Origin of the sequence: Blautia sp. OM06-15AC (assembly GCF_003481425.1) — a bacterium.
Lineage (GTDB): Bacteria > Bacillota > Clostridia > Lachnospirales > Lachnospiraceae > Fusicatenibacter > Fusicatenibacter saccharivorans.
This window is the reverse complement of the sequence record NZ_QULD01000003.1, coordinates 238,987-253,605: the sequence shown is the minus strand read 5'-3', so window position 1 is coordinate 253,605 and position 14,619 is coordinate 238,987. Positions and strand designations below refer to the sequence as shown.

Annotated in this window: 12 protein-coding genes and 1 pseudogene; 12 read left to right on the top strand and 1 reads right to left on the bottom strand. The window is 49.2% G+C overall.

The features are described from left to right. Positions 1 to 163 precede the first annotated feature (163 nt). The 11 genes and pseudogenes from DXB83_RS06455 (at position 164) to DXB83_RS06405 (ending at position 12,150) form a co-directional block, all read left to right on the top strand. Positions 164 to 1,597 carry a glycoside hydrolase family 32 protein gene (locus DXB83_RS06455; RefSeq protein WP_117509272.1) on the top strand — a complete coding sequence of 478 codons (1,434 nt, stop codon included), beginning with the start codon at positions 164 to 166 and terminating at the stop codon, positions 1,595 to 1,597. Positions 1,598 to 1,601: 4 nt separating this feature from the next. Further along, the gene (locus DXB83_RS06450; RefSeq protein ID WP_117509271.1) at positions 1,602 to 3,020 is read left to right on the top strand and encodes a GH32 C-terminal domain-containing protein; all 1,419 of its coding nucleotides are present in this window, start codon (positions 1,602 to 1,604) and stop codon (positions 3,018 to 3,020) included. Between the two features lie 190 nt (positions 3,021 to 3,210). After that, a complete protein-coding gene (locus DXB83_RS06445; protein WP_117509270.1) occupies positions 3,211 to 4,086 on the top strand; it encodes a methionyl aminopeptidase in 876 nt (291 codons plus the stop codon). A gap of 89 nt (positions 4,087 to 4,175) precedes the next feature. After that, on the top strand, positions 4,176 to 5,084 hold the full coding sequence (locus DXB83_RS06440) for a radical SAM protein (protein ID WP_243030452.1): 909 nt from the start codon (positions 4,176 to 4,178) through the stop codon (positions 5,082 to 5,084). A gap of 136 nt (positions 5,085 to 5,220) precedes the next feature. After that, on the top strand, positions 5,221 to 6,423 hold the full coding sequence (locus DXB83_RS06435; protein ID WP_117760780.1) for a class I SAM-dependent rRNA methyltransferase: 1,203 nt from the start codon (positions 5,221 to 5,223) through the stop codon (positions 6,421 to 6,423). 67 nt (positions 6,424 to 6,490) lie between these two features. Continuing rightward, the gene (locus DXB83_RS06430; RefSeq protein ID WP_117760782.1) at positions 6,491 to 6,715 is read left to right on the top strand and encodes a DUF6472 family protein; all 225 of its coding nucleotides are present in this window, start codon (positions 6,491 to 6,493) and stop codon (positions 6,713 to 6,715) included. 74 nt (positions 6,716 to 6,789) lie between these two features. Beyond that, entirely contained in the window at positions 6,790 to 7,311 is a 522-nt protein-coding gene (locus DXB83_RS06425; protein WP_022461381.1) for a nitroreductase family protein, read from the top strand. Positions 7,312 to 7,446: 135 nt separating this feature from the next. Further along, positions 7,447 to 8,200, top strand: a pseudogene (locus DXB83_RS06420) (response regulator transcription factor). Positions 8,201 to 8,223: 23 nt separating this feature from the next. Continuing rightward, a complete protein-coding gene (locus DXB83_RS06415; RefSeq protein WP_199607195.1) occupies positions 8,224 to 9,243 on the top strand; it encodes a sensor histidine kinase in 1,020 nt (339 codons plus the stop codon). A 146-nt stretch (positions 9,244 to 9,389) separates the two neighbouring features. Beyond that, the gene (locus DXB83_RS06410; RefSeq protein WP_118697360.1) at positions 9,390 to 10,157 is read left to right on the top strand and encodes an ABC transporter ATP-binding protein; all 768 of its coding nucleotides are present in this window, start codon (positions 9,390 to 9,392) and stop codon (positions 10,155 to 10,157) included. Continuing rightward, entirely contained in the window at positions 10,150 to 12,150 is a 2,001-nt protein-coding gene (locus tag DXB83_RS06405; protein ID WP_118697359.1) for an ABC transporter permease, read from the top strand. Before DXB83_RS06410 ends, DXB83_RS06405 begins: the two co-directional genes overlap by 8 nt. Before the next feature lie 117 nt (positions 12,151 to 12,267). On the opposite strand, the gene DXB83_RS17140 is transcribed toward DXB83_RS06405, so the two are convergent. Continuing rightward, positions 12,268 to 12,807, bottom strand: coding sequence for an FKBP-type peptidyl-prolyl cis-trans isomerase (locus tag DXB83_RS17140; RefSeq protein ID WP_330418077.1), 540 nt, complete (start codon positions 12,805 to 12,807; stop codon positions 12,268 to 12,270). A gap of 327 nt (positions 12,808 to 13,134) precedes the next feature. Here DXB83_RS17140 and DXB83_RS06395 point away from each other — a divergent pair, with 327 nt between their 5' ends. Next, entirely contained in the window at positions 13,135 to 14,607 is a 1,473-nt protein-coding gene (locus DXB83_RS06395) for a vWA domain-containing protein (protein WP_117760790.1), read from the top strand. Positions 14,608 to 14,619: the final 12 nt, after the last annotated feature.

Genomic DNA, 14,619 nt, shown 5'->3' with positions numbered 1-14,619 from the left:
ACTTTCTTTGGTGGTTTCATGAAAAAGTATTGCCGGAAATCGGGGCAAATATACCTGATTTTAATTGTAATTTTACAGGGGAAAAAGTATAATAAAAGCATCGGAAAAAGAGTACGAAAAAGCGGGAAAAACCGCAGAAAAACGGAAAGGAGAAGAAAAAAATATGCAGTTATTTTATACCCCGCAGCATGCCCGTGTCGGCGATGTGATTCCTTATTATGAAGATGGGAAATTCCACCTTTTTTATCTGAAAAACTGGAATCCATATTTCGGCAGCGACAGGAAAGACGGCTGGCATCTGCTAAACACAAAAGATATGGTGCATTACGGGCCGGAGACGGCGATTGGGATTCTGGGAGGAACGGGATCTGTCATCAAGGCAGATGGGATTTACCATTTATATTACTGCGTCTTTGAACAGAATCCGCAGCGGCAGTACGTCTGCCACGCGACGAGCCGTGATCTGGACAGTTGGACGAAACACGAAGAAGAAACATTCGGACCGGACGAAACGATCTATCTGCCGACCGACTGGCGCGATCCATACGTGTTCTGGAATGAGGAAGAAAACTGCTGGTGGATGCTGCTGTGCGCGCAGAGCCAGGGAAAAACAGGCCGCCGCGGCTGTGTAGGCTTATGTAAATCTGCCGATCTTCACCACTGGGAGTGCTGTGAGCCGCTGTATGCACCACATGCGAGCATGTCGGCATACGAATGCCCGGATATGTTTTACGAAAACGGCTGGTGGTATCTGATCTTTTCGCAGTTCACAGACCGTTTCCAGACCATTTACCGCATGAGCCGTTCCTGCCATGGACCATGGAAACGCCCGAAAACAGATTCCTTTGACGGTCGTGCGTTCTACGCGGCAAAAAGCTGCGGGGATGGAAAACACCGGTATCTGTTCGGCTGGAATCCGACAAGGACACAGAACACCTGGAATTTCGACCCGGATCCGAACCACGAGGGATACGATTACAAAACATATGACTGGGGCGGTACGCTGATTCCGCATGAAATTTATGCACGGGAGGACGGCACACTGGCGGTAAGACCAAATCCGGCGCTGAAAGAGGTTCTGACCATTCAAAATGACGTAAAGTGGGCACCGATGAACGGCGCGTGGGAGATTGGTGAAACATCTGCCGTTGTTGATACGCCGTATGCTTATGCGTCTGCACTCAGTGAAAACGATGTTCCGCATCAGGGCTGTCTGGCATTTGATTTCACGTTTTCGGAAGGAACAGAGCGTTTTGCCGTGGCACTGCAGGTGGATGAGGAGTTTGCGAGAGGCTACTATTTCTACTTAGATCCGAAGCGGCAGCGTCTGGAGTACAAGAGCGCAATCCGTATGCATGAGCAGGGCGGATGGACGTTCCAGTACGATGTCGAGCTGGAGCGGCCGCTGGAACTGATTCCGGGGAAAACGTATTCCATGGAAATTTATATCGATGAGTCTGTGATGGAAGTCTATGTGGGCGGAACAACGGCTCTCAGTGTGCGCGCGTATGACTTGCACGACCGGAAGTTTGGTCTTGCTGTATCTGACGGAAAGGTGCGCTTTGAAAATATTCAATTGACAACGATGGGAGGGTGAGCGGATGAGTCTTTATTTTCGACCGGAAAAGGCAGTGCTGGGTGATGTGATCCCCTATTATGACAATGGTGTTTTTAAACCGTTTTATCTTCGCAATTACCGTGCGAACCGGGATGAACAGCATCAGGACAGCTGGGTGATGCTGAGCACGACAGATCATATTCATTATACGGAGCATGATACAAAAATTGTGGGCGGCACGGGTTCTGTGATCAAAGTGGATGGCCTGTATCACATGTTTTACTGTACCTTTCAGAAGCTGCCAGAGAAGAACTACATGAATCACGCCGTCAGCACCGATCTGGATGTGTGGACGGAAATCCCGGAGGACCGCTTCGCATCGGATGATGTGATCTATGAGCCGATCCACTGGAGGGATCCGTTTGTTTTCTGGAGTGAGGAGGAAAACTGCTGGTGGATGATTTTTGCGGCGCAGAAAAAAGGAAAAACGACGAGGAGAGGCTGTGTGGGTCTGTGCAAATCGAAGGATCTGCATCACTGGGACTACTGCGAGCCGTTCTATGCTCCGATGAATGCACAGTGTGCGTTTGAGTGCCCTGACTTTTTCCGGATGGGAGACTGGTATTATCTCGTCTTTTCTTCGTATGCGGACCGCTATCAGACGATGTACCGGAAGAGCAGAAGTCCGTATGGACCGTGGCAGACGCCGGAAATTGATACGTTCGACACGCGTGCTTTTTATGCGGCAAAGACGGGAAGTGATGGCGTTCACCGATACGTTTACGGCTGGAATCCGACAAGAGAAGTCAACGAGCACAATTTTGATCCGCCGGGATATCCCGGAAAAGACTGTAATACATGGGACTGGGGCGGCAGTCTGGTGGTGCATGAGCTGTGGCAGGATGAGAATGGCGATCTTTTTGTGAAGCCGATTCCACAGGTGCTGGAAGCCGTGGGATGGGAAGAACCGCTTCAGATGCAGGCACTGACAGGAGAGTGGAAGCTGGAAAAGAACCAGGCAGAGGTTGATGCACCGTACGATTTTGGTGCGCTGCTGCTGAATCCGGTGGGGGAAACGAGCCGTCTTTCCTTTGACGTCGAAGTGGACGGGGATTGTCCGAGCGTTGGAATTGCCGTGCATGTCGAAGAAACATTTACGGTCGGTTATTATCTTCTGATTGATTTTGGCCGCCGCCGGATCGAGTTTAAATCCGGAGTCCGCATGACAGAGCGGGGCGGACAGATGTTCCCATATGAGGTGGAACTGGAACGGCCGCTGCCGTCATCAACGGGAAGAAGCTTTCATGTCGATGTGATTGCAGACGGTACGATTCTGGAAGCTTATGTGGATGGCAAAATTGCGCTTGGAACACGGATGTATGATCAGACGGGCGGATGCTTCGGGCTGTATGCATCGGATGGGAAAGCGGTATTTCGGGATATAAAAGTTTTTCACGCATGATAACCTTACTGCACGCGCCGTCCGCATGCGGAATCCGGCGGAGGGTCTCTTTTGAGAGAGTTATTCATTTGGGAACTTTTGCTTGCAGTTTTGCCGGAGTGTGGTAAAGTAGTAGAGGAGTTATATGAATTTCAGCGGGAGACAGAAAATCGGATCTGTCGTTCCGCGTTCAGAAAGAGGATAGAACATTATGCTGAAAAAAATTGGAAGAAATGATCCCTGCTGGTGCGGCAGCGGGAAGAAGTACAAAGACTGCCATCTGGCGCTGGATGAGAAAATCAATTCTTATAAATTAAAGGGATGGAAAATTCCGCCGAAGAAAATTATCAAAAGACCGGATCAGATCGATGGAATTCGTGAAAGCGGTCTTGTCAATATTGCAGTTCTGGATTATGTGGCCGAAAACATTCATGCAGGCATGAGTACGGAAGATATCGACCGTCTGGTCGCAGAAAAGACAAAAGAACTCGGCGGAATTGCAGCACCGCTGAATTATGAAGGATTTCCGAAGAGCGTGTGTACCTCCATCAACGATGCGGTATGCCATGGAATTCCGAATGAGGAGGAAATTCTGCAGGACGGAGACATCATCAACGTCGATGTTTCTACTATTTATAAGGGATATTTTTCCGATTCTTCCCGTATGTTCTGCATCGGCGATGTAGATGATGTTTCGAAGAAGCTGGTGGAAGATACGTTAAAAGCCGTACAGCTTGGACTCTCTGAAGTACGCCCGTTCAACCGCCTCGGCAATGTCGGCGCGGTAATCAATGAATTTGCCCAGAGCCAGGGCTATAAAGTTGTCCGTGACATCGGTGGCCATGGCGTCGGTCTGGAGTTCCACGAGGATCCGTTCGTCAGCTATGTCACAAGACGCGATACCGGAATGCTGCTCGTACCGGGCATGGTATTCACCATTGAGCCTATGATCAATCTCGGAACCGATGAAATCTTCATCGACTCCGACAACGACTGGACTGTCTACACTGAGGACGGCGCACCGTCAGCCCAGTGGGAGGTTACGGTTGCGGTAACAGAAGATGGATATGAAATTCTGGCATATTAATTGACGCATAGAAATATGAAAGCTGTGTCTGTGGAAGAACTATTTTCCGGAGACACGGCTTTTTTCTAAAGAGAAAAGGGAGAAATACGATGCAGGATTTGGAACTGGAGATGAGCCGGTGCCGGGTTTGTCCGCGGAAGTGCGGAGCGGACCGGGAGCATGGAAAGACGGGATATTGTAAGGCGCCCTCCGGGGTTGCGGCGGCGCGGGCTGCACTGCATTTCTGGGAGGAGCCGTGTATTTCCGGGACGACGGGGTCGGGGACGGTTTTCTTTTCCGGATGTAATCTGCGGTGTGTTTACTGTCAGAACCATCATATTGCGGAGATGGAGAGCGGAAAAGTGATTTCGATCGGGCGGCTTTCGGATATTTTTCTGGAGCTGCAGGCGCAGAATGCGAATAACATCAATCTCGTGACGCCGAGCCACTACGTGCTGCAGATCCGGGAAGCACTTCTTCTGGCGAAAGAGAAGGGACTTACCGTACCGATTGTCTATAACTGCGGCGGGTATGAGAGCGTGGAAGCCCTGCAGGCCCTTGATGGGCTGATCGATATTTACCTGACGGATTTTAAATATATGGTTCCCTCCCTTGCAAAAGCGTACTCGCGGGCAGAAGATTACCCGGAAACAGCAAAACGGGCGCTGGCGGAAATGGTGCGTCAGACGGGCAGGGCTGTATTCGATGAGAATGGTCTGATGAAAAAAGGTGTGATTGTGCGCCATTTATTGCTGCCCGGTGCTGTAAAAAATGCAAAAGCTGTGGTAAAATACGTCTATGAGACGTACGGCGATACCGTCTGGCTGAGCCTCATGAGCCAGTACACGCCGCTTCCGCAGGTGGAAAACATAAGTCCGCTGAACCGGAAAACGACAAAACGGGAGTATGAGCGTCTGCTGGACTATACGTTTTCCCTCGGCGTCACCAACGCCTTTTTACAGGAAGGCCCGGTGGCTGAGGAGAGTTTCATTCCGGAGTTTGATGGAAGAGGAATCTGACGTTATAGTTCACTCGTGCAAAAAGGAGCTGCGCAGTAGCAAAAAGCGCTGGAAGCGCGGTTTTGAGAATGCAAGCAAAACACATTTGTCCATGATTAGATATGACTAACTATATTGTTTTAAGGAGGAAAAACTTTTGAGCAACGCAGTTGTAACACTGAAAAAAGGAGAGGGCCGCGCCTTAAAGCAGGGCGGAGCCTGGATTTTTGATAATGAGATCGCTTCGATTTTAGGAGCATATGAAAACGGAGATATCGTGCTGGTGCGCGACTTCGACGGATACCCGATGGGACGAGGTTTCATCAACGAGCATTCCAAAATCCGCATCCGTATGATGACAAGAAATATCGACCAGGAAATCGATGAAGCATTTTTGAGAAAAAGAGTGCAGGATGCTTGGGAATACCGCAAAAAAGTGACAGACACATCAAGCTGCCGCCTGATCTTTGGCGAGGCAGACTTCCTGCCGGGACTCGTAGTGGATAAATTCTCCGATGTGCTGGTCGTTCAGTCGCTGGCACTCGGTATCGACAAAATGAAAATGACGATCATCCGCCTGTTGGAGGAGGTTCTGGCAGCTGACGGGGTTAAGATCCGCGGCGTGTTTGAGCGAAGTGATGCAAAAGTGCGTGAGCAGGAGGGCATGGAGCGTGTGAAAGGATTTCTCTCCGAGCCGTTTGACACCAGCGTGGAAATCGTCGAGAATGGTGTCCACTATCTCGTCGATGTCAAGGACGGCCAGAAAACTGGTTTCTTCCTGGATCAGAAATACAACCGTCTGGCTGTGCAGAAGCTCTGCAAGGACGCGAGAGTGCTCGACTGCTTTACCCATACCGGATCGTTTGCACTGAATGCGGCATATGCAGGAGCAAAGGAAGTTATCGGCGTTGATGCATCAGAGCTCGGCGTAGAGCAGGCACGGAAAAACGCATCCTTAAATGGTCTGGAAAACGTAGCATCTTTCGTGTGCGAGGATGTCTTTGAACTGTTGCCGCGTCTTGAAAAAGAGGGAGAAAAATTCGACGTCGTTATCCTTGACCCGCCGGCCTTCACAAAATCAAGAAACTCCATCAAAAACGCAATCAAGGGATATCGTGAAATCAATCTGCGCGGCATGAAACTGGTCAAAGACGGTGGCTATCTGTGCACCTGTTCGTGTTCCCACTTTATGGACTACGAACTCTTCACGAAAACCATCAACCAGGCGGCTCACAACGTCCACAAACGCCTTCGTCAGGTAGAATACCGCACCCAGGCCCCGGATCATCCAATTTTGTGGGCGGCGGATGAGTCCTATTACCTGAAATTCTATATATTCCAGGTGGTGGATGAAAAATAGAAATTCTTCCTCTTCCGGAAGCGCCGAAACGGAAAAGCGAAGTGTAAGAAATGGGAGGAATTGCCATATGATAGAACCAACACCCCACACACAAAAGAAAAAGCACTCCCGCCAGATGGCCACAAGCTGTGAGTCGTGCGGCAATTTTGTGTATGATGAGGAGTATGAGTGCTACACCTGCGAGGTCGATCTCGATGAGGATGAGATGGCACGTTTTCTGCAGGATAAATTTTACGACTGTCCGTACTACCAGCTCGGCGATGAGTATCGAATTGTGCGGAAACAGATGTAGGCAGGCAATGCGTCCGGTATACAAGGCTGCGGCGTTTGCGATAAAAATAGAAAAAGAACAGGAGGATTTTTACCATGAACAATGAAGTATTAAATGCAATCAAAACAAGAAGAAGCATCCGCAAATACAAAGCGGAGCAGATTACCGATGAGCAGCTCGATGCAATTCTGGAGGCCGGAACGTATGCGGCAACCGGCATGGGAAAACAGTCGCCGGTGATTGTTGTGGTACAGAAACCGGAGCTGATTGCAAAGCTTTCGAAAATGAATGCGGCTGTTATGGGTACAACATCCGATCCGTTCTACGGCGCTCCGACCGTTCTGATCGTGCTTGCTGACCCGGAGCGCGGAACTTATGTGGAGGACGGCTCTCTTGTCATGGGAAATCTGATGCTGGCAGCACATGCCGTTGGTGTGGATTCCTGCTGGATCCATCGTGCAAAAGAAGAGTTCGCGAGCCCGGAGGGAAAAGCCCTCTTAAAAGAGTGGGGACTTTCCGAAAATTATGTTGGCATCGGCCACTGCATCCTCGGCTATCGCGACTGTGAGTACCCGGAGGCAAAAGAAAGAAAAGCAGATTATATTGTAAGAGTATAATCATCTGCGAAAACGGCTCTGGGAGCGGCTGTGCGTTGAAAACACCCGCCCGGAGTCCATATTTTTAACCGAATCAAGCAAGTAGCGAAGCGGATTGTGAATATCCGCTTTGCTAGAGACAACAGAGGAACAGCCATGTATCGAATTATGATTGTAGAAGATGATGAAGTCATCGCCCGCGCCGTGCAGCAGAGCCTGGTTTCCTGGGGCATGGATGCGTTCTGCGTACAGGATTTTTCCGGCGTTCTCGCCGAATTTGCCGTGAAAAATCCGCAATTAGTGCTGATGGACATTCATCTTCCCTTTTTTAACGGATTTCACTGGTGCCAGGAGATTCGAAAGGTCTCTAAAGTGCCGGTAATTTTTCTTTCTTCTGCATCGGACAACATGAACATCATTATGGCCGTTAATATGGGCGGCGATGACTTTATCGCGAAGCCGTTTGATTTAAGTGTCCTGACCGCCAAAGTCCAGGCGATGCTCCGCCGCACCTACGAATTTGCCGGAGAAACGAATTTCCTCGAGCACCGCGGTGCCATGCTCGATACGGGAAGTGGTGTGCTGAATTACCGGGGAAAGCGGATTGAGCTGACAAAAAATGAGTGGCGCATTCTGCAGTCCCTTCTCGAAAATAAAGGAAAAGCCGTCAGCCGCGATATGCTGATGATGCATCTGTGGGAGTGAGTGGCGCATTCTGCAGTCCCTTCTCGAAAATAAAGGAAAAGCCGTCAGCCGCGATATGCTGATGATGCATCTGTGGGAGTCGGACAGCTTTATAGATGACAACACGCTGACCGTCAACGTCACGCGCCTGCGGAAAAAACTGGAGGAGGCAGGACTTACAGACTTTATCCAGACGAAAAAGGGTGTCGGCTACCTGATCGCATGACGGAAGCAGAACAGGAGAAAAGGATGGAACAACAGAAAGAGGGAATCCGGCAGGAGTTTATGCTTCTTAACTGGTATTTGAAAGAGCATCTTGCATCGGCCGTGCGGATTGCCGCTTTTATAGGAGTATTTTCACTCCTCTGTTTTCTGCGCAATGTGCCGCAGGATGTCACCGTTTATATGATCGTGCTGATGGCTGCTGTCGGAGCCACAGGTTTTTGCTTTCATTATGGGAAGTACCGGAAACATCATCTGGTCTTAGCACTCCTTGCCGCCGAACCGCAGGGCAAAACAGAAGCGCTTCCGGAGGCGGACGGGCTTCTGGCGCGGGATTACCAGCAGATCATCGCATCCTATGAGCGGCAGTTTCAGGAAGAACAGATTAAGATGGAGCAGAAATACCGCGATATGATGGAGTATTACACGATGTGGACCCATCAGATCAAAACGCCGATTGCGGCGATGCGGCTGCTTCTGCAGGAGGAGGATACGCCGTTTTCGCGTGAAATGCAGAGCGAACTTTTCCAGACGGAGCAGTATGTGCAGATGGCGCTGCAGTACCTGCGCATGGAAAAAATGACATCGGATCTTGTCTTTGCAAGGTACGATTTGGATGCGCTGATCCGCCAGGCTGTGCGGAAATATGCTCCGCTTTTTATCCGCCGGAAGATTATCCTTTCCTACGAGCCGGTGCACTGCGAGGTGCTGACAGATGAAAAATGGCTCGTCTTTGTGCTGGAGCAGATTCTGTCAAATGCGCTGAAATACACGAAAAGTGGAAGCATTCACATCTATCTGTCACCGGATGCACCAAAAACGCTGGTGATTGAGGACACCGGCATCGGCATTGCGCCGGAGGATCTGCCGCGGATTTTCGAAAAAGGCTACACGGGCTGCAACGGCCGCGCAGACAAGCGGTCAACGGGCATCGGACTGTATCTGTGCCGCCAGATCATGGAGAAACTTTCGCATACCATCCGCATCGAGTCGGAGATGGGAGTGGGAACGAAGGTGTATCTTGGGCTGGATACCGTATCCCTGTAGTACATAGAGAGCTTCGCCGGGAATCTTACAGAAATGTAAGGTTGCCGGTCTTTTTGTAAGATGATCCTAAGGCAGAAGAGGGCGCGGACGGGTATAATAAGCCTTGTCAATTAAGAAAACAGTTCAGACAGAAAGGAAAATGTGACATGGCAATTCTGGAAGTAGAACATCTGAAAAAAACATATACCACGCGCCTTGGCAGCAACCGGGTGGAAGCGTTGAAAGACGTTAATTTTACAGTGGAACGGGGCGAATTTGTTGCAATCATGGGCGAATCGGGAAGCGGAAAAACGACGCTTCTGAACCTGCTCGCAGCACTAGACAAGCCAACTGGCGGACAGGTGCGGTTAAATGGAAAGAATCTCGGCGAATTAAAAGAGAAGGAGATTGCCGGATTCCGCCGCGAAAACTTAGGCTTCGTGTTCCAGGACTTCAACCTGCTCGATACCTTTTCCCTGCGTGACAACATTTATCTGCCGCTCGTGCTGGAAGGAAAAAAATACGAGGAGATGAGTCTTCGGGCAGAGCCGATTGCGAAAAAACTCGGCATCACCCAGATCCTCAATAAATACCCATATGAGGTATCCGGCGGACAGAAGCAGCGTGCAGTCGTTGCGCGTGCGCTGATTACCAATCCGGAGCTGGTTCTTGCGGATGAGCCTTCCGGCGCGCTCGATTCCCATGCAGCGGATGGCCTCATGAAACTGTTCGGGGAGATCAACGAGGAGGGCCAGACGATTGTTATGGTAACGCACAGTGTGAAGGCGGCCTGCTCGGCGAAACGTGTGCTGTTCATCAAGGACGGCGAGGTCTTCCACCAGCTGTATCGCGGTTCTTTAGGGCGCGATGAAATGTATCAGAAGATCTCCGATACGCTGACAATTCTTGCGACGGGTGGTGAACGGGATGAATAATCTGCTGTATGCCAGACTGGCAAAAACAAATTTGAGCAAAAACCGTCAGAATATTCTTCCGTATCTGCTGTCATGCATCGGCACGGTGGTGATGTTTTTTATCATGGATACACTGGCGCAGGGAAGTGGCTTTGATTCCATGATCGGAAAAGATACGATCCTGACAGTGATGGGGATGGGAACCTATATCATTGGCCTGTTCGCGGTGATTTTTCTGATCTACAGCAACAGTTTTTTGGCAAAAAGAAGAAAAAAAGAGTTCGGTCTGTTCCAGATTCTCGGCATGGAGAAAAAGCATCTGGCGAAGATCCTCTTTTTTGAGAGTCTGTATCTGTGGGCGGCATCGCTTGGAATCGGTATTCTGCTCGGTGTGTTGCTGTACCGCCTGCTGTTTCTGGTGCTGATGAAGCTGACCGGACTGAACGGAACAATTGGTTTTGCGTTCAGTGCAAAAGCCGTGGGAAGTACGATGCTGCTGTTCGGCCTGACTTTTGTGATCAATTTTCTCTTAAGCCTTCGCCAGATCCACGTCTCACAGCCGGTCGAACTGCTGCACGGCGGCGCGCAGGGTGAGCGGGAACCGAAAACGAAGCTTTTGACGGCGGTTCTTGGATTCATGCTTCTTGGTGTTGGCTATTATCTGGCTCTGACCTGCCAATCCTCGATGGACGCACTTGATAAGTTTTTTAATGCAATCGCTTTGGTTATGGTGGGAACGTACTGCCTGTTTTCTGCTGGAAGTATTGCATTTTTGAAAATTCTGAAGAAAAACAAAAATTACTATTACCAGACACGCCATTTTACAAGCATTTCAGGCATGCTGTACCGCATGAAGCAAAATGCGGTCGGTCTTGCGAATATCTGTATTCTGTCAACGGGTGTGCTTCTGGTTATCTCCATCAGCACATGTCTGTGGACGGGAATTGAGGAGGTTACCTATACGCGGTTTCCACATCAGATTTCGATCGAAGCAAATACTGGCGTGAGCGGCATTATGAAGACGGTGGAACCGGTCAGTCAGAAGATGATAGAGGAAGTGAAAACTGGGATTGATCAGCATCTGGAAGAAAAGCAGCTCAGAAAAAAGTATGAAAGTGATCAGAGATACTATGTTATGCTTGCTGATGTAGATAGAAACAAAGTAGAAAAAACACAGTCAGATGATGCTGCGGCGAGTACACTGATAAAGATTATGGAAGAGTCGGAGTACGAACAGGTAACCGGCGAACAGGTAGAGCTGGAACCAGGGCAGGCTCTGGTTTTTCAGGCAAAACAGAAAAATTATGGATATGACACGATTGAACTGGGAAATCAGACGTATGAAGTAAAAAAATGGAATACCGATAAGAAATCGTACATTCTGGATGAGAAGACGCAGGTGTATGAGACAATGACGGTGGTGACGCGGAATAAGGAAGCAAAGGAAGCGTATGCAGCTGTGCAGGGAAAGGAGCCAGAAGGATACAGTTGGGAATATGCTCTGGATCTTATCGGGGATGCCGGCGAACAGATCACAGTTGGAGATGAGATTGAGACGATACTGACGGAGTCATCTTTTAACGGATGGGTGGAAGTGCGCGAAAAAGAGCGCAATACGGTTTACAGTCTGTATGGTTCACTTCTGTTTTTAGGTGTTTTCGTCGGTGCGCTATTTTTGATGGGTGCCGTTATGATTATCTATTACAAGCAGGTTTCAGAAGGCTTCGATGACCGAAAACGGTTCCAGATTATGCAGAAGGTCGGCATGAGCCGCAAAGAAATCCGTCAGACGATTCAGTCACAGGTGGTAACGGTCTTTTTCCTGCCGCTCGCGGTGGCCGTGGTGCATACAATGGTAGCGTTTCCATTGACCAGGCGTATCATGGCAATGCTGAATTTCCCGGACAGCAATCTGTTCCTGGCTGCAACAGCGATTACGATTGCGGCGTTTGCCGTGGTTTACCTGATCGTCTATGTGCTGACGGCGCGGGCGTATTACAAAATTGTGGAATAAAAAGATGTACTTTTTTCAAAACATCAGCGCGGCTTTGAAAAAAACTTAACAAAAAACGATGAGAAAAAGACATCCGGCGCAGACGGAAAATCTGTGGAGGATGTCTTTTTTGCTGTTCTATTTATAAATGCCGTTGACGGTAACTTTGAAAAGAGCTTCTTTTCCGTTGAGTTCGTCTTTTCCATAGTCTTCCGGGAAAGTGACGGTTACATCTACGCTGTCGCCCGGGTGATGACCGATGAGCTGTTCTTCAAAGTCATCGATGTAAGTATGAGAACCGATCACAAGATCAGCGCCGTTTCCTTTTGTGTTTCCACCTTCAAATTCCACGCCGTCAATGGAGCCGACATAGTCGATATTGACGGTATCACCGTCCTCGATGGTAAGGGAAGTGTCGGTCTGCAAAGAGGCAGAAGCCGAAGTGGAGGCTGATGAGGCGGATGCGGTCGATGAGGCTGTGGAGGTATCCTCCGAGGCACTTTTGGTAGAGAGTCGTTTGGAATCGAGTACGCTGGCAATAATAAGGCCGACGATCACAACGACAATCAGAGCCGGTCCGGCCCAGCTCCAGATCTTTTTGTAATGCGCTACTTTCGCTTCGTGCTCCCGCTCTTTGGCACGCCGTTCCTTGGCAGCTTTTCTGTTTTCTTTGTTCATAAAAAGGATCTCCTTTGCACTTTTACGACTGCAATCGTATTTTATAATATCAAGTATATCATAAAAATATGGTAAAAGTGTGAAAAAAATAACACGATCCAACATTGTCAATGCTCAAAAATGACGATATAATGAGTGCAAGTGAGTCAAATGAAAATTTATTTTCAGTTGACGAACGACGAATGTTGCTTACGCGGCAGCGTAAGATTGAGTGCAAGTGAGTCAAATGAAAATTTATTTTCAATTGACGAACGACGAATGCCGCTTACGCGGCAGCGTAAGATTGAGTGCAAGTGAGAAAACGCGGCGAGTAAGGGAGTGAATAAAATGGATGACTGGAGTAGTTTCAGAACGACGACATCCGAACAGCAGCGCCTCCGGGCTGCACTTTCCAGCTTTTGTGAATCGCAGGATCTTCCGGAAGAACAGCGAGCCGCATATACTGCATACCTGCGGAAACGCATTCGTCCCGCTGTCGAAATGCTGATTCGTGAGGATGATTTTTCAAAGCTGGAACGTATTCTGCAGACCGGATGGCTGTCCGATGCAGACCGAAAACGTTTTCTCAACCTTGCTGCCGACCAGCAGAAATGGCAGGCTTTCCGTATTCTCCTGAACCGGAGCTCACAGGATCCGATGCAGGAGAATACGGAAAGCAGAAAAACAGAAGCTGCGTTTCAAAAAGAAAAGCCCACAAAAGAAAAAGAAGCGCTGGCGCTCCGGCTTTTCGAAGAAGCCCGCAAAAACCTCTGCTGGTTGTACCCGGAACTTGGTGAAGCGATTCTTTTCTTTCAGCATCAGCCATCCGACAGGACAAAAGCCATCACATCCGACGGTCATACGATATATTTTAACTCCGATTTTGTACTCTGCATGTGTGCCGAAAATTCATCGTTCCTCAAGGAAGGCTATCAGCACCTGCTGCTGGAATGCATCCGCCGGTTTGGGAAAGAAACACCGGAGCCGGAAAAAAAAGAACAGCCCCCGGTTTCATGGCTGATGCCGGAAAAAGAAAAACAGTCTCCGGTTTCATGGCTGGTGCCGGGAAAAGAACCGGAACTTATCGAGTCTTTTCAATCAGTCTGGAAACGTGCTTCCCGCAAGTTGGCGGAAAACTACGGCACCGGCGGCCTGCTGCGAGGCCAGAACCGTGGTGGAAAAAAAGAAACCCTGTCCGGGATCGAAAAAAGAGCGTACGATTACCGCCGCTTCCTGAAACGCTTTACCGTTACCCGCGAGGAAATGGAGCTGGATCTCGACAGCTTCGATCCAGTCGCTTACCATTATGGGCTTATGTATTACGGAAATTTCCCTTTCATCGAGCCGCCGGAGACGCGCGAGGGAAACCGTCTCGAAGAGCTGGTTATCGCGATCGACACATCCGGTTCGTGCAAAAAAGAAATTGTAGCAAAGTTCCTTGGTGAGACGCGCAGCATTCTTGAAGAAAAAGAAAACTTCTTTTCCCGATGGAACGTCTGCCTGATCCAGTGCGACAGCTTCGTGCAGGATGTCACGATGATCCATTCACCGAAAGAATGGGAAGCTTACCGTGAAACAATTATCATCAAGGGCCGAGGCGGAACCGATTTCCGTCCTGTCTTTCAGAAAGTGGAAGAGTTGCGGAAACAGCATGTATTCCGAAACTTAAAAGCGTTGATCTATTTTACCGACGGAGACGGAATTTATCCCGAACAAAAGCCCGATTACGAGACGGCATTCGTCTTTGTCAGACAGACCGAAAAAATGAATCTTGTCCCAAAATGGGCAAAAAAACTGCTGACAGAAGAATGTACTCTTTGAACAAAACTGACA

Excerpts from the sequence above, each read along its gene's own strand:
- DXB83_RS06455 (WP_117509272.1), top strand. The coding sequence starts at position 164 with ATGCAGTTATTTTATACCCCGCAGCATGCCCGTGTCGGCGATGTGATT.
- DXB83_RS06450 (WP_117509271.1), top strand. The coding sequence starts at position 1,602 with ATGAGTCTTTATTTTCGACCGGAAAAGGCAGTGCTGGGTGATGTGATC.
- DXB83_RS06445 (WP_117509270.1), top strand. The coding sequence starts at position 3,211 with ATGCTGAAAAAAATTGGAAGAAATGATCCCTGCTGGTGCGGCAGCGGG.
- DXB83_RS06440 (WP_243030452.1), top strand. The coding sequence starts at position 4,176 with ATGCAGGATTTGGAACTGGAGATGAGCCGGTGCCGGGTTTGTCCGCGG.
- DXB83_RS06430 (WP_117760782.1), top strand. The coding sequence starts at position 6,491 with ATGATAGAACCAACACCCCACACACAAAAGAAAAAGCACTCCCGCCAG.
- DXB83_RS06425 (WP_022461381.1), top strand. The coding sequence starts at position 6,790 with ATGAACAATGAAGTATTAAATGCAATCAAAACAAGAAGAAGCATCCGC.
- DXB83_RS06415 (WP_199607195.1), top strand. The coding sequence starts at position 8,224 with ATGGAACAACAGAAAGAGGGAATCCGGCAGGAGTTTATGCTTCTTAAC.
- DXB83_RS06410 (WP_118697360.1), top strand. The coding sequence starts at position 9,390 with ATGGCAATTCTGGAAGTAGAACATCTGAAAAAAACATATACCACGCGC.
- DXB83_RS06405 (WP_118697359.1), top strand. The coding sequence starts at position 10,150 with ATGAATAATCTGCTGTATGCCAGACTGGCAAAAACAAATTTGAGCAAA.
- DXB83_RS17140 (WP_330418077.1), bottom strand. The coding sequence starts at position 12,807 with ATGAACAAAGAAAACAGAAAAGCTGCCAAGGAACGGCGTGCCAAAGAG.
- DXB83_RS06395 (WP_117760790.1), top strand. The coding sequence starts at position 13,135 with ATGGATGACTGGAGTAGTTTCAGAACGACGACATCCGAACAGCAGCGC.